The following is a 19,288-nucleotide window of genomic DNA, read 5'->3' on the forward strand; positions in this document are numbered from 1 at the left end:
TGGCTCTTTTTATGCTTCCGCCTTTTGTAATTCCAGTTCTTTCTCTCTTTCCTTCAATTCCTTTGCTATCTTTATAAACAGCAGGAAGGAAACACCCAGCGACGCCAAATCCGCCACAGGCTGGGCAAATACGATTCCCTCAAGTCCAAATAAATAATTTGTGATCAGCAGAACCGGGAAGAATACAAGCCCCTGCCGGCTCAGTGACAGGATCAGGGACGGAATTGCTTTTCCCATCGCCTGGAACCCAAACATAAAGACGAACATGATGCCGATAACCGGGCCGGAGATCATTAAAACTCTCAGCATTCTCACACCGTGGGCTACCACCGATCCGTCGTTGATAAATGCCTGGATGATCGGCTCTGTAAACAGCAGATAAAGCAGTGACAGCACTGTTCCCATGATCACATTGCATGCCATGGAAAACTTCATCGTCTTCTTCATCTTCTCCAGATTTCCTGACCCGTAACAGTATCCGATCAGAGGAGCGACACCTGAGCCCAGTCCGATCTGCACGAGAATGACTAGCATATTTGCCTTCATAGCTACACCCATGGCCGCCACCGGAATGTCACCGTAAGATGCGAGAAAATTATTCAGAATAATGTTTGCTGTGCTCATCAGAATATTATTGATCGACGCGGGTATCCCAATGGCAAATACCCCCGAAAGGATTCTTTCTTTTGCCGTAAAGTGCTTCGGTGAAATTGAAAGTCCTGTCTTCATCTTTGCAAAGAAAAACAGATAAAACACAACCGTACAAATATTTCCGATGATAGTTGCGATGGCCGCACCCGCGACTCCCATGTTCATGCCCAGAATCATCACCGGGTCCAGCACGATATTGACGATGGTCCCGATCATCATTCCGATCATGGAAATCTTGGCGGCTCCCTCTCCTCTGACTACATTGTTAAAGGCCATGGAGATTACGACAAAGACAGATCCCAGACCGATATAGGTCAGATAGCTCCGCGCGTATTCTTCTGTGTTGGGACTGCATCCGATCAGTTTCAGAATAACCGGCATTCCTCCCAGAAAGACGATCATCATGATGACGCCTGCTATGATACTGCCATAAAAGCAAAAACTGCTGATCTTCTTTACCTTTTCTGTCTCTCCCTCTCCAAGCATCCTGGAGATATAGGAACATCCGCCGATGCCAAAAATATTTCCTACCGCCATGAGCAGCATAAATACCGGCGTCGTCAGAGACACTGCCGCAACCTGGTTTGGGTCTCCGGTCTGTCCGACAAAAAAAGTGTCGGCCATATTATAAAAAATAGTTACAAGCATACTCAGCACTGTGGGCAGGGCCAGCGTGGCCACCGCTTTAGGCACCGGATATGATTCAAATACCTTATTATCCATTCGTTTCTTCCTCCTTTTATCGTAAATGCAGCCAGCTACATAATGGACTCTAATAAAATTTCACGTCTGTAATAAAAATGAAAGCGCCGCAGGGCACTTTCATCTGCTGTTTTCTATCTTATTCCAGGCTTTCGAGTACTTTTCCGAGCAATTCACAGAGTCTTTGCGACTCTTCTTCCGACAATGCTTTTCTGATGCGCATTTCTTCTTCTCTCAGGTGGACTTCCATTTCACTTTTTAAATCCAGCCCTTTCTGTGTGAGAATCACATTGCGGCATCTCTTATTCTCTTCATCCACAACACAGTATAAAAATCCTTTCGTCTCCAGACGCCTTAAAATACCGATGACCGTGGAATGTTTCACTCTCATGAATTCTCCGATATCTTTCTGGGTTATCTTCCGATTCTGATGTTCTGCCAGATATAAAAGCAGTTCCATCTGGGAATAAGTCACATTCAGGCAGCGCAGTTTCTGATTCATATGCTGAGTAAACTTATCGTGGATATGTTTAAATCTGGCTCCGATTTCCCGTTCCTGGTTCATAATCCGCCTCCATATGTAGTGCACTACATATTCTACAAGACTGGACCAAAAATTTCAACCATTAATTTATTTCCGGCTCTCTGCCTTTACCGCATCTGCAACCGCACTGCAAACCCGCTTATCGAACACTCCGGGGATAATATAATCCTCGTTTAATTCTTCCTCAGCTATGATTCCCGCGATTGCCCGGGCCGCCGCCATCTTCATCTCTTCTGTAATCTGAGAAGCTCTGGCATCCAAAGCCCCGCGGAAAATTCCAGGGAACACCAGCACGTTATTGATCTGATTCGGAAAATCCGAACGGCCGGTAGCTACCACCTTCGCCCCGCCTTTTTTCGCCTCATCCGGCATAATCTCAGGCACTGGATTTGCCATGGCAAATACTACCGGGTCCTTTGCCATAGACGCGACCATCTCTGATGTGACAATATTCGGTGCAGAAACGCCGATAAACACGTCTTTTCCCTTCATAATCTCAGAGAGATCTCCTGTCTGTCTGTCTTTATTTGTTTTTTCAGCCATTTCTTTCTGCGCATCGTTCATCCACGCTTCCCCCGGACACAGGGCGCCTTTCTGGTCAACGAGCACCGCGTCTTTTACCCCGAACTGAAGCAGAAGCTTACAGATAGAAATACCGGCAGAACCCGCTCCGTTGATCACTATCTTTGCATCTTCCAGCTTCTTTCCCGTAAATTTCAGCGCATTGATCAGCCCTGCTGCCACGACAATGGCTGTCCCGTGCTGATCGTCATGAAACACCGGTATATCCAGCTCTTCTTTCAGCCTGCGTTCTATTTCAAAACATCTCGGCGCAGAGATATCTTCCAGATTGATCCCTCCGAATGTAGGCGCCAGATTTTTTACTGTCTTTATGATCTCTTCCGCATCTTTCGTGTCCAGACAGATCGGAAACGCATCGATATCGGCAAACTCTTTAAATAAAATCGCTTTTCCTTCCATGACCGGCATGGCCGCCTCCGGTCCGATATCACCAAGGCCAAGCACTGCTGTCCCGTCGGAAACCACAGCTACCAGATTTCCTTTTGCAGTGTAGCGGTACACATCCTCTTTGCAGTCCCTGATCTTTCGGCACGGTTCTGCCACTCCGGGTGTATAAGCTGTACTCAGATCTTCTCTCGTCTCAACCGTCACCTTTGACCTTACTGCCACTTTTCCTCTGTTTTCTTCGTGCATCTTCAGCGCCAATTCATTGTAATCCATGACCTTCTCCTTTATGAATCTCTTTCATCTACGGTTTTCTTTTATTATATTACAGTGTGATATAAAATAAAATAATGTCTTCATATCTGCCGTCTGCCAAGCGGTAGCCCCCGGGCACTGTCCCGAGCCGCTGAAATCCAAGCCGGTCATAAAGTCTCAGCGCACCCTGATTAGACGCTACCACCGCATTAAACTGCAGAATTTTATATCCCAGCTCTCTCGCCCTTTCCATACAGTCCAAAACCAGCTGTTCTCCAATATGCCGTCCTCTTGCATCTTTGCTGACCGCATAGGAGGCATTAGATAAATGTCCGCACCTGCCTACATTATTCGGATGCAGTATATAAAGTCCAAGAATCTTTCCATCCGATTCAGCCACCCCAGTATAAGACTGGCCTGCAAAAAATTCTTCTGCTTCCTTTAAAGAAAAAGTATCTTCCTGCGGAAACGCATTGGCCTCCTCCACTACCTGATTCCATATCGCTGTCATCTCTTCTAAATCTTCTTTTTTAAACTGTCTCACCGTAAGTTCCATGTACAATCCACTCCTTTTTCTCACTCTTTTGATCCCGCAGCTTTTGCAAGCCGGTCAAAGCTGCCGCGGAAGAAAGAAAAAAGCCATCTTAGAGATATCTCTAAAACGGCTTGCTAAGCGGGTGATGGGAATCGAACCCACGTGATCAGCTTGGAAGGCTGGAGTTCTACCATTGAACTACACCCGCATATATGACAGAGTCTTTTCAATTCTCTGTAATGCCCAGAGCCGGAATCGAACCAGCGACACGAGGATTTTCAGTCCTCTGCTCTACCGACTGAGCTATCTGGGCATGTCTCATTTCTGCGACTTCTATACTTTACCATATCATAAAGCCCAAATCAAGAACTTTTTTAGATTTTTTGTCACCCTGCGGAATTATCCTGTCTCTTTTCAACCGCAATGATATTTTTCTCAACAGACAAAACACCTTCCGTCTGGAGTTTTCTCAGCTCCACCATCATACCGCTCCTGTCCACACACAGATAATCGGCCAGATCTTTTTTAGAAAAAGGAAGCTTAATCCGGGATGTTTTCTGCTTCTCCTGTTCCTGGTTTATATATGCAAGAATCTTTTCCCTTGTAGTCCTTTTTTCAAGACACTCCAGCTTTTGATTCAAACGTACATTCTTTTCAGCCAAAAGCACAACCATATTTTCAATCAGCCTCTGGTGAAACGCACAGCTGGCGTCGCAGGTCGTCAGTACCTTATGGTAATTCAAGAACAACACCGTACAATCTCTGGCACATTCAACCGATACAGGTAGCTCCGCATCCGGAAGACAGCCATAGGTCTCTCCGAACACATCACCCGGCCCAATATGGGCAAGAATCGCTCTCCTCCCCTCAAAATCATCTCTGACAATCAGGACTTCTCCTTCCACGATAATCCCCACTTCATCCATCCTGTCTCCATTCAGACAAATAGTATCCCTGGAAGCATACGTTTCTTTTCTGGCTGACAGACAGCCCAGCATCCCCTCTAAGTCCTCCTCTTTTATTCCTCGGAACAGGGGACAATGAGATAATATTTGCTCCATTTTACAACTCTCCTCTAAATATGTTGATTTTTCAACAGACAACTCGTGCTCATTATAGTATGATGAGATTACAAACTCAAGGAGGAAATTAAAAATGATACGACAAATAATTAAAATAGATGAGGAAAAATGTAATGGATGCGGTCTCTGCGCTTCTGCCTGCCACGAAGGTGCCATTCAGATGATCGGCGGAAAAGCAAAACTGATCCGGGATGATTACTGCGACGGACTCGGAAACTGCCTTCCAATGTGTCCGACCGGCGCCATCTCCTTTGAAGACAGGGAGGCCCCGGACTACAACAAAGCGGCAGTTCTTGAAAACCAGAGAAAGAATAATATGAGTGCGCTGCGCCAATGGCCGGTTCAGATCCAGCTGGTGCCTGTGAACGCCCCGTACTTTGACAACGCCCACCTTTTGGTTGCCGCCGACTGTACCGCATTCGCACACGGAAACTTTCACGAACAGTTTATGAAACAGAAAGTCACCTTAGTCGGCTGTCCAAAACTGGACCCCGTGGACTACTCAGAAAAGCTGACAGAGATCATCCGCCAAAACAATTTAAAGAGCATCACCGTCACCCGGATGGAAGTCCCCTGCTGCGGAGGACTGGAATATGCGGTGCGCACTGCCCTTGAACAGAGCAAAAAATCCATTCCGCTCAATGTTATCACCATTTCTACCGAAGGGATCATCCTGGATTAAGAACTTTGATTTAAAATATCCACTGCCTTTCCGGCCAGCTCTCTGGTAAGCCCGCCTTCCATGAAGCTTGTGCGGACCCAGTGTTCTCCCAGGCTGTACTCTTCCCAATCATAATCCGTATCATCAAGAATCACGAAAGACCGGATGCGTTTCCCGCGCATCCAGTCTTTTACTTCCAGCGAACGGTTTCCTTTATGGAGATGTTTCGTTTTTGATATAATCTTCAGGCCATAGGAAGCCATGGCCTGATCCAATGCTCTCCCTACCCTGATCATCGGCCCTTTTTCATGCCACGCATGGCGCCAGCTTGACGACAGGACAATCTGTGCCCCCGTCTTCTCCACGATATATCTCAGCTGTTCTAAATTATCTTCATCCACATCGATGCCCATGAACGGCTCCATGTCTCTTTCTTCCAGTTTATCAAACAGTTCCATAGAGTTCAGCACACCGTCGATATCTAAAAAAATGATCTTTTGAGGCTTTACCCGAAACCGCCATTTATCAAAGGCTCTCATATGCTCCATCCCTTTCTCTTTATATAACTGGTACCTTTTCTATTATATCAAGACGCAGCATTACTTTCATTCGTTTTCCGGGAAATTCCGGGATAAGTCCTGTTTTATTTTATCTTCACTCTTTTTATCCCGCTGTAACTTCCAAAATATTTCTTTCCATTTATCGTCTTATATGCCCGTACCTTTATGCAGTAATATTTTTTTCGTTTCAGTCTTCTCATCCAACGCACTGTTCCGGCGGTAAATACAGACTTTGATTTAGAAAACTTTTTTCCTGCTGACCAGCAGATTTGATAACCGCTTGGCTTGCCGGGACTTTTCCTGATATAAACTTTTACCTTCTTTTTCCCGGCTTTTATCTTCCCGATCCGCGCTTTCTTTGGAACAATTACAAAATACCTTTTGATCTTTCCTGTATAACCCCCTTTTCCTATGACTTCCATCCTGGCTTTTCCGCAATTTTTATTTGCAGTATACTTCACCGTATAATCTTTGTTTAACTTTAAAACCCGGTTGCCGCTTTTTACTCTGACCGTCCTGAAGATTGATTTTCCGGTATATACACTGTTTTTGGGCTGAGAGACAAAGCTGATTTTTTCGTATTTTTTATTGTTGTCTTTTCTCCGTATGATCTGGTAATAAGAAAAATTCTGACCATAGTAATCATTGATCCCGGTCAGACAGGCACAGCCAAAGCCGATACCATTGTTCCCCATGTACTCTATGCAGTAGTCTCTCCCTTCTTCCAGATGTCTTCCGTTCAGGCTCACCGATGGTTTCGGCGTAACTGGTTTTCCCTCATAATAGTAATACCTTTGCGGATAGACAACCTCTGCTCCGGAAACATCATTCCCCCTGATCCGTATATCAAAAGATGTCTTTATACTACCCTGAAAGCAGCCGATACCTTCTATCAGCACTTCTGCCCTGCCGGGATTTTTATTGTTTTTATACTCCACTGTATAATCATTTCCACGCTTCAGCACCTGGCCGTTATGATTTCTCACAACCGGTTCCGGGCGTATTTCTGCCCCTATATAAAACTGCATTGGGATATCATCTGAATTCCCCAGAGGGCCATACACAGTCACGCGGCACTCTTTTTTTACGTCCCCTGCCTTTACTGTAACCAAAGCAGTCCCCGGTGATACTGCAGTAATCCTCCCTAGATCGCTTACCGTTAAAATTCTATGGTCACTTCCCGAAACTATGATCTTATCCGTGGATGAAAGAGGAAACAGCGAAATTTCCAGCAAACGGCTTACCTGTCTTCCATCCTTCCCCATGTCCAGAGAAACCGACTCACTATCCAATATGATATCTTCAGCCGGCTGCTGCTCCATGCCTGAGACTTGGATCACTGACTCTTTATCCTGCTGATCAATATACCGGTTTTTCTGATTTCCTAAGTCAAACTGATTTTTCAGTTCCTGGTTTTTTAAATAGATTACACTTCCGGAAGCTAAATCGGTAAAAGCTGCCTTCTCTATCTCCGGCAGCCTGTCCCCGCACAAATAAATTTGGATTGGCTTTTCAGCTTTCCCGTCGTTTCCATAATTAAATGCAGAACTACTGATCTTCTGTACACTCGGCGGCAGGAACACCTGATCCAGACGGCACATATGAAATGCGCTGTCTTCAATGCAGTTAGTACCGGGAGAAACAGCATAGCTTAATTCTTCTTTTGCCGATGGATAACAGACCAATGTCTTATCATCACCGGAACGGCCGTACAGCACACCGTCTTCTGACCATAGCTTCGGATTTCCTTCCTCCACGGAAATATCTTTCAGTGAACGGTTTTCATAAAACTGCCCTCCATTTAGAACAGTTTCTCTTCCCAGTTTTATTTCTTTTAAGTTATGGCAGAATTCAAACGTTCCTCTCCCAGCCTTTTTTACATGGGAAAGATCTAATCGCTGAATGTGGGAACCGGCAAATGTCCACGGCTCTAACTCTGTTAAAGAAACAGGAATTAAAACATCCTGTAAATTTTGATTGGACGCAAAGGCTTCTTTCTTTATTGTCCGGACGCCATTCGGAATGCGGTAAGATATCCTGTCATCTCCGCTTGGAAAGGCAATCAGGTCAGTACCATTCTTGCTGAACAGAACATTATCTTCCACTTTATAATATTTGTTTTTATCGGACAGCTGGATGGAGTTTAAATTCGTCATAGTAAAAGAAAAGCCGGGGTTGATGTACTCCAAAGTATCTGGGAAAATGAGTTCCTCCAGATTTGGATATTTATAGCCGGGTACTCCGTCAGGATTTATAATCACTTCTTTTACACCACTTGGAATTATTATCTTCTTAGTTATCGCATCCGAATGATCATAATGAAACTTTGTAACATTGTACTTTTTCCCTTGGTATTCCACCGATGAAACCACTTCCATTGTATCCGGCTCCTGATGGTCATACTTATAGACCAAAACTTCATTTTTTGAAATAACTTCATATGAAAAACTGCCAGCTTTAAAAGTCTGCCCAATAAAACTTTCCCCATGAATTGTCGTTCCGCTTCTAATGCTAAAATTCACTATTACAAATAAACAAGATACTAATATAATTTTAACCTCTTTTTTCATAACATCTCCACATGATTAATATAATGATGGTTTTTAGTATCTTTTCTCTCATAAATATATTATAGAAAAATAAGTAAAAAATTCCATGTATTAATTTGAAATATACAGGGAACGACTTTCGCCATTCCCTGTATATTTATTTCTTTATTTCAAATTCATATTTTAACTCAGCATCTTCCTTTGTTTTTTCCAGCTGACTTGTGAGCTGAGCATTTAATTCCTCATTTTTCTTCCATTTGCTCGACTCTTTCAAGGTATACAAATATTTCTTATTTATAAATCTTACATTATATTTATATGAGTCTTTAAAAGGATTGTTCTCGGCGATATATACTATCGAATCAAGTTTTGTTTTCTTCCCCAAAGAATCTATTGCCTGATAAACAATTTTATGCTCACCTACCGAATTTAACTTTTCAATTTGCAGCGGTATTGGATCAATAACAGACACTGGTACTTTCAGGCCTTTTTTGTCATCTTCTATGTCTTCTACCTGATAGTTTTCAAATATTTCTTTAAGAATGGTCTGTGGATTGTTGTCTATATCTTTTTGATAAAATGCAAGATTCTGTGAATGTAATTTGGGAGGATTGTTATAAGTTACACATACCGTGCCTTCTTTTTCTGCAACATTTCCAACGCTGTCTTCAGCTTGAAAAGTAACTTTGACTTCTACTGTCTCATCTTTTTCAAGCTTCATAAAATAAGTGTCCATTACATCTGTATCATTCATTCCTCCAGAAAAATTTTGGGTTTCCGGCCGGTATCCTTTCATACTTTTTGTGTAATCTAGTTTTATAATCTGTACTTTTTTTGTCAATTCTCCATCTTCTTCATCATAACAACCCTTTACAACTTTTAATAAATCATTCTTCTTTATTTTTTCATTCTCTAAAAAAGTCTTTTTATCGTTCAGAATAATATCTGGTTTACTGTCCCATTGGCCTTCCATAAAAAATATATCTTCAACATCCAATAAGCTATTTATATTATCCAAATTTTCAGATAAATTGACTTTTTTATAGCTTTCTGCAAAGTCTAATATATGATTTAATTTACCCTTTTCCCGCTCTTCTTTTAATTCTTTATATCCCACCGGTTCTAATTCCATTCTTTTGCGGGCACTGCTGATATCCTGTTTCCAGCCTACAAACTTCCCTTCTGATGACCGGAACCCGTTTTTTCTCAGTAGTATATCCTCAGATTTGTTTTGTTCCTGGCTGTCCGTCGTGCCAGCGGCACTCCGAATTCCAGGCAGATATTCCACCCTGTAATGGGGCCACAGTGCAAAAAGAGTCGCATCCGCATTTGCCGTATAAACATTCCCCGGCTGATACCCGTCTCCTGTCCCATCTGCTTTCGTATTCCATGCCACAAACGCGCCCGATCCACCGGTAGGTGTCAGCGCCGACAGCTTTATATCCTCCTCCCAATACTTAACTGCTGCCGTCGGCATGTTCATGACCTCCTCTTTTGAATTTTTATCATAGCGAATCTGGTATGCCTGACTCAGAACAATGCTGAATGGAGCACAGCCAGAAGATGATTTCTTTAAATTTCCCGGTCTCATGACATATCCGCTGCCTGCATACACAAATCTTCCGCCCGCAGACTGATTATTCAGCAATGCCTCTCCTGTCTTGTAATTACCGTCCGCAGAATTTGATACATTCCCTTTTACTACCGCATAGCCGTTTCGTATATTGGCAGTATCCAGAGAAATTTTGGCCTTCAATGAATTGCTGTTGGAAAAGTATCGGTTGGAAGCCGTAACAAACCGGTCCTTTGCAAGATAAATTTCCTGTTGTATCTCCGTATTTCCTTCTATTGAAAACAGACTTCCTTCATGAAAAATACCCCGTTGTGTACCATTTTTGCACTGATTGTTCAAGATATGGGCGTTGTTGTTCAGAACCGTAATATTTCTGTTATAAATACCTGAGCCATTTCCGGACGCACTGTTTCCCTGGATGTTTACTGCCTGATTCGCCTGAAACGTTGTAAAAGTACCGCTGGCTATGTAAACAGCTCCTCCGTCTCCGGAGGATTGATTTCCAGTAAAGCTGCTCCCGTTTGCCTTGCAGGTGCCGTCAATGTAAATACCCCCGCCTCCCGCCTTTGCGGTGTTTCCGCTGACATTGCCGCTGCTTAAATTACATGTGCCGGATGAACTTACTGAGATACCTCCGCCCTTCCCGGAAGCGCTGTTAGAACTTACCGATGCGTTTGAAAGTGAGACTGTTCCGTCTATCTGAAGTCCCCCACCATTGGCAGAGGCGGAATTGCCTTTGATACTTCCTCCGCTTACAGAACCTCCTACAGTTTTTAAAATGGCTCCTCCCCCGTATGTGGCGGCTGTATTGGCAGATATCTCCCCTCCGGTCATAGAAAGTTTTCCCTTTGCATAGATTCCGCCCCCGGAATTGCCGGAATGATTACTTCTTACAGTTCCTCCACTCATGCGGAATTCTGCCTCGTGATAGATGCCTGCGCCATATTTTGCCGAGTTATCATACATAGTTCCTCCGCTTAAAGAGCCTTTCACAGAATCTGCACAGTAAATACCTCCTCCATAACCTTTGCTTTCATTTCCGTGAATCACGGCTCCCGTCTTTAGTTCCAAAGCGGCGCCCTTTTTATAACTGCCGTTTGACAGACAGATGCCTGCTCCGTTTCCGGTGCTGTGATTTCCATTAATATTACAGTCTTGGATGGCTCCGTTTGAACCGTTATTCAAACATATGGCTCCGCCTGCATCTGCCTGATTGTTTTTTAATACCACACCCGTGGTGGTTCCCTGCTGATATCCATCTTTTCCATTCACAATCCATGCAGCGGATCTCGTGTACTTCCAGACGCCCAAGTCACCTTTTGTAGAGCTTACTTTTCCATTCGTTTCGATCGCTCCCTGCACTTTAACCGCTCCTCCGAGAGCATCCTTCTTTTGGTTGGACGCTGCACAGTCTGAAATCGCACCTCCGTACAGCCTCAGGGTTCCATAGTTCATAATGCCTCCGCCATGAATCGCCTGACAGTGTTCTATTGATCCCGCAAACATGTAAAAAGAAGAACCATTGCCGACCAGGACACCTCCTCCGTGAGAAGATTTCGGTGAACTGGAAGATACGTCTTTGCTGCTCTTTGCCCGGCAGTTGTCGATCCTGCCGCCGAACATATAACAGGATGTACCGGAATTCAGTGCAATTCCTGCCCCTCCCGCAAAGTCCGCCAAAAAATATCCGTCTATGATACGGCTGTATTTATTTAGATACAGGTGCCCTGATGTAACTTCTATCAAAGGAGCTGACGCAGCGATATTTTTTCCGTTGATGTACAGATTATTTTTTGCTCTTCCATCTCCGTCATAAGCCCCTAATGTAAGTGATCCTCCATTTACTTCCAACATGACATCTTTATATCCTGCAGTCCTGTTGAGATTATGTCCGCTCTCACCGTCCGCGTAAATCTTCACATGCCGGCCGTTTGTCCTGATCACTGATGTCACATTAAAACCCTTGTCCACACGGACGGCTATTTTCTCACCTTTCTTTACGGAAGCCACAGCATCTTTCAAAGCTTTCAAAGAACTCACGGCTTTAAAGTTGGAATATCTGTCTGAAACAGCTTTTGCCGCCGCTTTTTTCTGTACCTGGACTGGCTGCCGGGATACTTCTGCTGAGTTTGCTGGAACCCTATCTTTCTTGAGAAAGCCAAGTTCTTTATAGAAATCATCCACTGCGCTCTCAATTTCCAGTTTCCCGTCCTTCACCAGTTTCAGGGCGTCGTAAAATTCCAGATAATGATCCTTTTTTTCTGAAACCAGCTGCTTTATATATTGCTCTGAAGAATGATAATCTGTTCCCTCAATCTGATTTATACACTCTATGACGATCTCATCATCCGGCTTCTCCTGATTTCCCTTCTTCAGTATCAAAAAATAAGGCTGCAGCCGGTCAAAAAATTGTTCCAGCTCCTCCTTTGACCGTTCGCTTTTTATAAGTTCCCTTGTAATCTGACAGTTTGTCACTTCCAAAAACACAGACTGCTGCTGAGGACTTAACCCGTCATAAAATTTATTCTGTTCTTCTTGAGTCCAGGAGGTGAATACATCGATGTATCCACCCTCAAGCAGTTTTCCCATAAAGCTCGTCTCTGTGCCGGCCTGAACGACCGAAGCCACTGTGCCTGTGCCCTGTTCTGATCCCGATATCGCAGCTGCCGTCAGCAGGCTTGCTGCAATCACACCGGAAATGATTCTTTTTCCCCATTTTTTCATTCTGACATGCCCCCTTATGCTTCTTCCTGAAACTGTTCCAGCACTGCTGTTTTTCTGACCTCGATCGTTTTTTTCTTTCCGTCTGAAGTAAGGAAGGTCTCACGGACATTGACGTCCAGCAGGCCGTGGATATGGTCGGCTCCGATAATCTCCACTTCTATGTGGGCATCTGATGTAATCTGTGTCTTTAAATCCCGGACAAATGCCTCTGCCATCTGCTCTCTGGATTCATACTGTTCCTCCTTCATATTGTCCAAAGTCTGTTCAACCGCATTGGAGACATCCATCGTAAGTTCTGTTTTTCTGGTTGTGAGGCCTGCAATATTTTGTGTTATAAACACAGAGTAGATTAAGATGACAAGTAAAATAATTCCTGTGACTGCCCCTTTCATAATGGCTCCTCCTCTGCTTTATGCCCCGCCATGTCATCCCAGCAGAATAAACGAACTGTTTGCACCTGACTTCTCAAAAAATGTTGAAATGGTATCCGTCAGCGCTTTTTGAAACTGCGTCACAAAAGTACCTTTGGCAAAAACACATAAAGCCAGCACTACAATCACCGCTACAATAATCAATCCATAATCTTCTAAAAAACTTTTCATAAATAACTCCTTTCAGTCATTCTTCATCCTCTATTACACTGTTCGCATAGCTTCTGATCTGACAAACCTTTTCTATCCGCAGCAGAGGTACATATAATTTATACTTCAATGTTACAAGAGAGCGGGCCCTGTTCTCATCAGCCTGTTCCTTTAATACATCCAAAGCAACATACCCGTCCTCCTTTGCCTCCTTCCGGCACTGCTCCACCACTGCTTTTGAAAAACCTGCCGCATCCATCTTATGGACTGCGGCCGACTGGTACTGCTTTGCGTTGGAGACAACCTTCGTATTGGCACAATAAACGACATTTAAAAACATTCCTGCGGCTATAATAAAACAGCATACAAATGTCTCTACAGCCAGCTTCATTTTTTATCCTCCTCATAATGCATACCCTTCAATCTCCTGCCGGCTGGCAATTCCCAGCAGTTTTATCCTCAGATGATAAGCCAGCACTACTTTATACTTTGGCTTATCATCATAAAAGCCGTCATTTTTTATGGAAAGACTGTATCCTTTTTCAGACGCCTCTTTTTCACACTCTTTAATAGTCAAAGGGTCAAAACCACTGGCCTCAATTCTCCCTATCATATCCTCATGAACAGCTCTCGCTCCGGCCTCCTCCAGTGCCGCTCCGTTATATGAAGCCATTATAAAGGCACCGAGGCAGAGCAGAATCACACTGACGACTAATTCGACAGGCATCTTCATAAACATTCCCCTTTCTTCTTAATCGCCAGGCAGACGATCCATGCGGAAATAAAAGTAATACAGACGGTAAAACAAACATGATTCAGACTGATCCAAAGAATCGGTGAAAAAGACAGCATATTGCTGATCATATGTACTAAAAAAGGTGCTTTTAAGCTTTGATGTTTTTCATACACAAAACAAAAGACATTCCCCCACAGTGATGCATAGATTCCCTGGATCACCTGTCTGTGACACAGCCCAAAAATAACGCTGGAAATCAGAGACGACTTTACTTTTCCAATTGGTTTTAGTCCTTCATACAAGAATCTGCGGAATAAAAGTTCCTCGGCTGCCGGTCCAACAATCCCTGCCGCAGCTGCGTTTACTAAGATCGGGCTTTTCTCAGCCTCTTGATTCATTATAAATTTGCTGTTATGAAAAATATCAGTTAGATAAACAGAGATGTACTGCGTGAGGAAAAAGAAAGATATTGTAAATAAGATCAGCTCTCTGCGGACTATGAATCCTTTCTTTTGATCCTTTGCCAAAAAGGGGCTGCAAAGAAGGATCAGGCACAGGCCGCTGATCAGATTTGGATACAGACCGGGAATTCCGATCAGGCTGCACAGCTGTCCGCAGATTCTGTAAATTGTATAATATATAAGGAACCGCTTCACATCTTCATTCACTGTGATTTTCACCATAATTCTTTACCAGTATCTTAATTCTTCCTTCCGAAACTAACCCTATGGAGTTTTTAACCGTATATAAAAGAATGAATTCTTTATCATGACTCGTATCCAGATATTCTGACTCAAACAGAGATCTCACTTCTTTCCCTCCCTCATTCGTGACAACAAAAATCTTGATTTTTTCTGTCAAGTCACCGTCTTTTTTATCCTCTGCCTTTACAAGCTTTCTCGGAATCAGCTTTTCTTCTTTTCTAATGACAAGTCTTCTTGCCGTACCGTCTTCCCCGCGGACTCCAGACAACTTTGGTCTGCCCTGCTTTTGAAAAAATTCATTGGATGAGATATGATTGGTATCCTGTATCACGCCGTTTGCTTTCAGCTGTGAATAGACTGTATTTCGTATGAGGAAAACTGCTCCAAAAGCTGCTGCTAATAACACAATAATCCTTCCGTAATTCTCAATGGTCTGCTTCACCTCATCCTCCTAACACAATGCGCAGCTGATAGAGTCAAAAAAGGCCGTTCCAAACCGGGCAGCAGCAGATAATAGTACTCCCAGAAACGCAAGCACCGCGGTTCCCGCGATCACACACAAGATGATGCTGCCGTATTCGTCAATGATTGTCTTCATAGGTGTCACCTCCTTTCAGCTGATCAGCTGAACAAAATGAATGTAGACTGCACAAATACCAATGCCTGTAAGCAGCAAAAATAAAACCGCTCCCAGTTCCTCAAAAAAATCCTGCATATATCCTCCTGTCTATTACGAAAGCTTCGTCCAAAGCGTAAAGAAACTTCCAAAAATCAAGCCCAGGTCCATGATCATCTTGAAAGTTGCCAGTATCATGGGCACAAATGTCAATGCTCCTATCCCTGCTACATCGTTCTCATTTTGAAGCCATTCTGCCTTGTCCATCAATACATTATTCCGGTGAATCAAGGTATTTATCTGTGCCTCGGAATCGTCTTTCCCACAGTTGGTAAGGGAATACAGCATTCTGGAGGCAGACTGTATTTCCGGCAGATCAAACTCCGACAGAAAATTCTGATACGGCAGTATAGATTCGGGATCTTCATCAATGTTATGAAGAAGTATCTCTATCTGTTCCTTTAATACATAAGGTGCCTGATCAAGAGAATCCCTTATCGCAACATAGACATTTTCTGTCTGAAGGCTCAGTGCGATCCCCCTGAGCCAATATGGAAACTTCTGATTGATCTCTTTTAGAATTCTTCCCCCGGCATTCTTTCTCTTTAACGACGGCGTGAACCACGCTGCGGCTATCAGGGCTGTTACCGCCCCTATAATATAAAGATTCTGCCAGTCAAACCCCAGGAGTAAAACGGGAAAACTCAGTATAGTAATGATCCACGGCTGTTTTCCGTCCTTTTCCTCCCGCATTGTCTTAAAATCTTTTTTGATTTGTTCCGGATTTTCATCCAGTGTATCTTTCAGCCACGAGCCTGTGAGCAGTTTTTGTGCTCCCAGATATAACATCAGAAATAAAACCAAAAGAGAAAACGTCGTTCTCTGATAGAGCGGTCCCCTGAGCACCTTTCCAAGCATCTCATCGCTGGCCAGCATCATAACTGTGGTCCCCGCGACTGCCAGAGATGCGGTTAGAGATAGTACGATCTTAAATTTCATGCTTTTTCTCTCTTTCTGAAAGAGATATGTCCGCTCTGTCCATTCTTTCACATCGTCTAATATGATATTTAATGTACTTTGGTACTGACCGCCCAGATTTTCCACCTTGACCAGATAGTCATGCAGCATCTTCATCCGGTCACAGCGGTACTCCTGCTCGATACAGGATAGTGCGTGCCGGTATAAATCGTCCACTGCACCCGGACTGCTGATGGCTTTTTCTGCCTCATCGATAAGCTCCAGGATACGGCCTTCACAAAGCTGTTTTGTCTCCTCCAATGCCACAATGATCTTAGGCTGTTTTTTGAAAGAATACATCATTTGCTCCAAATAATTCACCACATCCCTGAATCTCTGCTGTTCATACATATATTTAAACTGCCGGATGATAATAATCGGAAAAAAACACAGATATGCCAGACCCAGGCCTATGATATAAGGTATTTGCAGATGAAAAAATTTTCCTGCTAAAAGAATTCCAAGGAAAGATAAAAGTAAAGATGCGAGATATTTTTTAAATGAATAAGAGTATCCATAGCCACGAATCTCTTTTTTTAGATTTGTATATTTGATGTACCGAAATGTTGTCAGAATTGTTCGTTTATGATGTTGTCTCATGGTTCACTCCCCTCCCATCGGAACGGATCTTTGACCAAAAATTTCTTCTTTAATTTCTCCGGAAGTTCTTTATTTATAATCCTCCGGTCCTTTAAGATCAACTGTATTGTTTTCTGTCCGGTCTTGTCCAAATAGAAACAGGCAATCTGATCAATGTAACGGCGAATTCTGCCATCCGGACTCTGTTCCTTCCGTATCAGGATTCCCAGGTCAACGAATCCATAGACGTCCCTCTCTATACGTTCCGATGCGATAGGATCATCCACCATATTTTTCATCCTCTCCGGTATCCTTCGCACATCATCTGTGTGAACGGTTGTCAGCGAATAGTGTCCCGTGGTAAGGGACTGTATTAAATGCTGTACTTCCTCGCCCCTGGCTTCCGACAAAAGAATCCACGTAGGCAGCTGTCTTAAAGATGCTTTAATGGCATCTACATAGCCAAAAGTATCTTCATTGACCTCAATGGCCACACAGTCTTTTCCCGGATTAATCTCCCGGTAATGAATCTCTAAGCTGTCCTCAATCGTGATAACTCTCTCCATGTCCGGAATAAACCTGGTCAGATATTTCAAAAGTTCTGTTTTGCCGCTGCCTACCTGACCTGCAATCACAATATTCATATGTCCCAGAATGCAGTTTTTCAGGAAATTCAGGATTTCTCTGCCGCAGTAATTCTCTTTAAAAATTTTATCTTCGCTGAGCCTTACAAGTGCCGGTGACTTTCTGATAGAAATACTCCGCCCGGTGGCACATACATCTTCATGTATAATGGAAATCCTCAGTCCATCTACTTCTGCTTCCACCAAAGGATCATATTTATTAAACGGAGCAGAGACTGCATTGGCTATTCTTGCGCTGAACTGGCTGATAAAACTTTCTGAAATCTCTGTTCCAGCAACAGTATGCCTGCCCCGCTCCAGGTCGTCAACGATCAGCTCTTTTCCGTTCCAGTTAACGTCGGTGACCATATCGTCCTGAATGAAAGGCAGCAGCGGCCCAAAATACTTGTCTTCGATTGCAAATTTCTGCATAGTTCCTCCTGATCAATGGAAATGGGGTTGTCTTGAAATAGATGTAGAAGTGATTGGCTGTATTTTGATATAAGATATCTTATTTCCATATTTTAACTTATATTTATCTTTTTGTCAATCCGTTAATTGTTTTTCATACAGCAAAAAAATAGTAAAAAGTAAAAAATATAGTTGACATCTCTGCCCTGATATTGTAGAATAAATTTTGTTCTCAGCAAAGAACTTCAGATAATATGCGATAGTAGTACAGTTGGTAGTACGCAACCTTGCCAAGGTTGAGGTCGCGGGTTCGAGTCCCGTCTATCGCTCTTGAAAAAACGGCTTAAATAAGCCGTTTTTTTATGTCTGTATTTGTTCACTGCTGTCCTGTTAAAGTTTTTTATTTAAGAACTTGAATAATTCCCAAATGAGACAGTGAATTATTTTTCAGAATTGCTTGACAATTATATTCCCTCATGTTATTATAAACAAGTATTTTGATAAGATTTTGATTTTCACATATTTTTTGTAAATCATTACCACTTCTTGATGATTTACAAAAAATATGTGATTTTTTTATTTTTGCTTCAAATACAATAAAAATATTAGGAGGTACCACATGAATAACGGTACAGTAAAATGGTTTAACAGCACTAAAGGATTTGGATTTATCACAAACGAAAGCACAGGAGAAGATGTATTCGTACACTTTTCAGGAATTGCTGCAGAAGGTTTTAAATCTTTAGAAGACGGACAGAAAGTTACATTTGAGACAACTCAGGGTAACCGCGGATTACAGGCAGTCAACGTTTGTCTTGCATAATAGCTTTGATCATTCTGAAAAGATGCCCAGCACAACGCTGAGCATCTTTTTTTATTAATTTTGGAAACACTGATTTCTTTTGTTATGACATTTTGTTCTGCAGCGGTCGCGTCATACAGTTGCTGGTGCCTTCCCTGCAGAGGATTAATCTGCTCTTACAATATCAATGATCTGGTCGAAGGGCACAGCAAATCCTTCTTCATCTCTCACCATATGGAGAATATCATCTTCTTCACTGTAACGTGCAAACTCCACAAGCATGAAAGTCCCCGTCACCGTTTCATCCACAGTTGTCACCTTAACTTTGTCCCCCTGGGAGATAAAAACGTCTTCTTTTACTCCTCCGTCCTCTTTTACAATTTTCACGCCCGGCAGCAGACTTGTAATTTCCATAAT

20 protein-coding genes and 3 tRNA genes are annotated in these 19,288 nt (G+C 43.1%); 3 read left to right on the plus strand and 20 right to left on the minus strand.

Annotation, left to right across the window (positions count from 1 at the left end; all coding sequences use genetic code 11):
• Positions 1 to 9: 9 nt before the first annotated feature.
• From DWV34_RS00895 to DWV34_RS00925, 7 genes are all read right to left on the minus strand, one after another.
• Positions 10 to 1,374: an MATE family efflux transporter gene (locus DWV34_RS00895; protein ID WP_006567501.1), complete on the minus strand. Its 1,365-nt coding sequence runs from the start codon at positions 1,372 to 1,374 to the stop codon at positions 10 to 12.
• A gap of 118 nt (positions 1,375 to 1,492) precedes the next feature.
• Positions 1,493 to 1,918, minus strand: a complete 426-nt coding sequence (locus DWV34_RS00900; RefSeq protein ID WP_006567502.1) for a MarR family winged helix-turn-helix transcriptional regulator — start codon at positions 1,916 to 1,918, stop codon at positions 1,493 to 1,495.
• A 66-nt stretch (positions 1,919 to 1,984) separates the two neighbouring features.
• Positions 1,985 to 3,139: an NAD(P)-dependent malic enzyme gene (locus tag DWV34_RS00905; RefSeq protein WP_009289291.1), complete on the minus strand. Its 1,155-nt coding sequence runs from the start codon at positions 3,137 to 3,139 to the stop codon at positions 1,985 to 1,987.
• Between the two features lie 49 nt (positions 3,140 to 3,188).
• Positions 3,189 to 3,674: a GNAT family N-acetyltransferase gene (locus DWV34_RS00910; protein WP_006567504.1), complete on the minus strand. Its 486-nt coding sequence runs from the start codon at positions 3,672 to 3,674 to the stop codon at positions 3,189 to 3,191.
• Positions 3,675 to 3,790: 116 nt separating this feature from the next.
• Positions 3,791 to 3,861 (minus strand) — tRNA-Gly (locus DWV34_RS00915).
• 32 nt (positions 3,862 to 3,893) lie between these two features.
• A tRNA-Phe gene (locus DWV34_RS00920) sits at positions 3,894 to 3,966 on the minus strand.
• Between the two features lie 73 nt (positions 3,967 to 4,039).
• Positions 4,040 to 4,714, minus strand: coding sequence for a Crp/Fnr family transcriptional regulator (locus DWV34_RS00925; protein ID WP_009289292.1), 675 nt, complete (start codon positions 4,712 to 4,714; stop codon positions 4,040 to 4,042).
• 94 nt (positions 4,715 to 4,808) lie between these two features.
• On the opposite strand from DWV34_RS00925, the gene DWV34_RS00930 reads away from it, so the two are divergent.
• A complete protein-coding gene (locus DWV34_RS00930; protein WP_009289293.1) occupies positions 4,809 to 5,417 on the plus strand; it encodes an ATP-binding protein in 609 nt (202 codons plus the stop codon).
• Here the strand turns inward: DWV34_RS00930 and DWV34_RS00935 are convergent.
• The 12 genes from DWV34_RS00935 to DWV34_RS00980 form a co-directional block, all read right to left on the minus strand.
• The gene (locus DWV34_RS00935; RefSeq protein ID WP_118475058.1) at positions 5,414 to 5,944 is read right to left on the minus strand and encodes an HAD domain-containing protein; all 531 of its coding nucleotides are present in this window, start codon (positions 5,942 to 5,944) and stop codon (positions 5,414 to 5,416) included. The genes DWV34_RS00930 and DWV34_RS00935 overlap by 4 nt on opposite strands.
• Before the next feature lie 95 nt (positions 5,945 to 6,039).
• On the minus strand, positions 6,040 to 8,334 hold the full coding sequence (locus DWV34_RS00940; protein ID WP_187115063.1) for a leucine-rich repeat protein: 2,295 nt from the start codon (positions 8,332 to 8,334) through the stop codon (positions 6,040 to 6,042).
• Positions 8,335 to 8,662: 328 nt separating this feature from the next.
• Positions 8,663 to 12,802, minus strand: a complete 4,140-nt coding sequence (locus tag DWV34_RS00945) for a right-handed parallel beta-helix repeat-containing protein (protein WP_118475060.1) — start codon at positions 12,800 to 12,802, stop codon at positions 8,663 to 8,665.
• A 14-nt stretch (positions 12,803 to 12,816) separates the two neighbouring features.
• On the minus strand, positions 12,817 to 13,194 hold the full coding sequence (locus DWV34_RS00950) for a hypothetical protein (RefSeq protein ID WP_009289299.1): 378 nt from the start codon (positions 13,192 to 13,194) through the stop codon (positions 12,817 to 12,819).
• A gap of 33 nt (positions 13,195 to 13,227) precedes the next feature.
• Positions 13,228 to 13,404 (minus strand): hypothetical protein, encoded by a 177-nt coding sequence (locus tag DWV34_RS17315; protein WP_006567512.1) that lies wholly within the window; start codon positions 13,402 to 13,404, stop codon positions 13,228 to 13,230.
• A 16-nt stretch (positions 13,405 to 13,420) separates the two neighbouring features.
• Positions 13,421 to 13,774, minus strand: a complete 354-nt coding sequence (locus DWV34_RS00955; RefSeq protein ID WP_118475062.1) for a DNA methyltransferase — start codon at positions 13,772 to 13,774, stop codon at positions 13,421 to 13,423.
• 12 nt (positions 13,775 to 13,786) lie between these two features.
• On the minus strand, positions 13,787 to 14,116 hold the full coding sequence (locus DWV34_RS00960) for a hypothetical protein (RefSeq protein ID WP_009289300.1): 330 nt from the start codon (positions 14,114 to 14,116) through the stop codon (positions 13,787 to 13,789).
• Positions 14,113 to 14,802 carry a CPBP family intramembrane glutamic endopeptidase gene (locus DWV34_RS00965; RefSeq protein ID WP_022260658.1) on the minus strand — a complete coding sequence of 230 codons (690 nt, stop codon included), beginning with the start codon at positions 14,800 to 14,802 and terminating at the stop codon, positions 14,113 to 14,115. Before DWV34_RS00965 ends, DWV34_RS00960 begins: the two co-directional genes overlap by 4 nt.
• Complete coding sequence (locus DWV34_RS00970; protein WP_009289302.1) at positions 14,780 to 15,265, minus strand: hypothetical protein; 486 nt, start codon at positions 15,263 to 15,265, stop codon at positions 14,780 to 14,782. The genes DWV34_RS00965 and DWV34_RS00970 overlap by 23 nt, the downstream gene beginning before the upstream one ends.
• Before the next feature lie 9 nt (positions 15,266 to 15,274).
• A complete protein-coding gene (locus DWV34_RS17155; protein WP_006567517.1) occupies positions 15,275 to 15,421 on the minus strand; it encodes a hypothetical protein in 147 nt (48 codons plus the stop codon).
• A 132-nt stretch (positions 15,422 to 15,553) separates the two neighbouring features.
• Positions 15,554 to 17,056 carry a hypothetical protein gene (locus DWV34_RS00975; protein ID WP_022260656.1) on the minus strand — a complete coding sequence of 501 codons (1,503 nt, stop codon included), beginning with the start codon at positions 17,054 to 17,056 and terminating at the stop codon, positions 15,554 to 15,556.
• Positions 17,053 to 18,090: a CpaF/VirB11 family protein gene (locus DWV34_RS00980; RefSeq protein ID WP_009289305.1), complete on the minus strand. Its 1,038-nt coding sequence runs from the start codon at positions 18,088 to 18,090 to the stop codon at positions 17,053 to 17,055. Before DWV34_RS00980 ends, DWV34_RS00975 begins: the two co-directional genes overlap by 4 nt.
• A gap of 235 nt (positions 18,091 to 18,325) precedes the next feature.
• Between DWV34_RS00980 and DWV34_RS00985 the strand changes: the two genes are divergently transcribed.
• Positions 18,326 to 18,398: transfer RNA gene (locus tag DWV34_RS00985), tRNA-Gly, on the plus strand.
• A 290-nt stretch (positions 18,399 to 18,688) separates the two neighbouring features.
• On the plus strand, positions 18,689 to 18,892 hold the full coding sequence (locus DWV34_RS00990) for a cold-shock protein (RefSeq protein ID WP_022260655.1): 204 nt from the start codon (positions 18,689 to 18,691) through the stop codon (positions 18,890 to 18,892).
• A 144-nt stretch (positions 18,893 to 19,036) separates the two neighbouring features.
• Here DWV34_RS00990 and DWV34_RS00995 read toward each other — a convergent pair whose 3' ends face one another.
• The gene (locus DWV34_RS00995; RefSeq protein WP_009289307.1) at positions 19,037 to 19,285 is read right to left on the minus strand and encodes a hypothetical protein; all 249 of its coding nucleotides are present in this window, start codon (positions 19,283 to 19,285) and stop codon (positions 19,037 to 19,039) included.
• Positions 19,286 to 19,288 lie beyond the last annotated feature (3 nt).

The organism is Anaerostipes sp. AF04-45 (genome assembly GCF_003461725.1).
Classification (GTDB): domain Bacteria; phylum Bacillota; class Clostridia; order Lachnospirales; family Lachnospiraceae; genus Anaerostipes; species Anaerostipes caccae.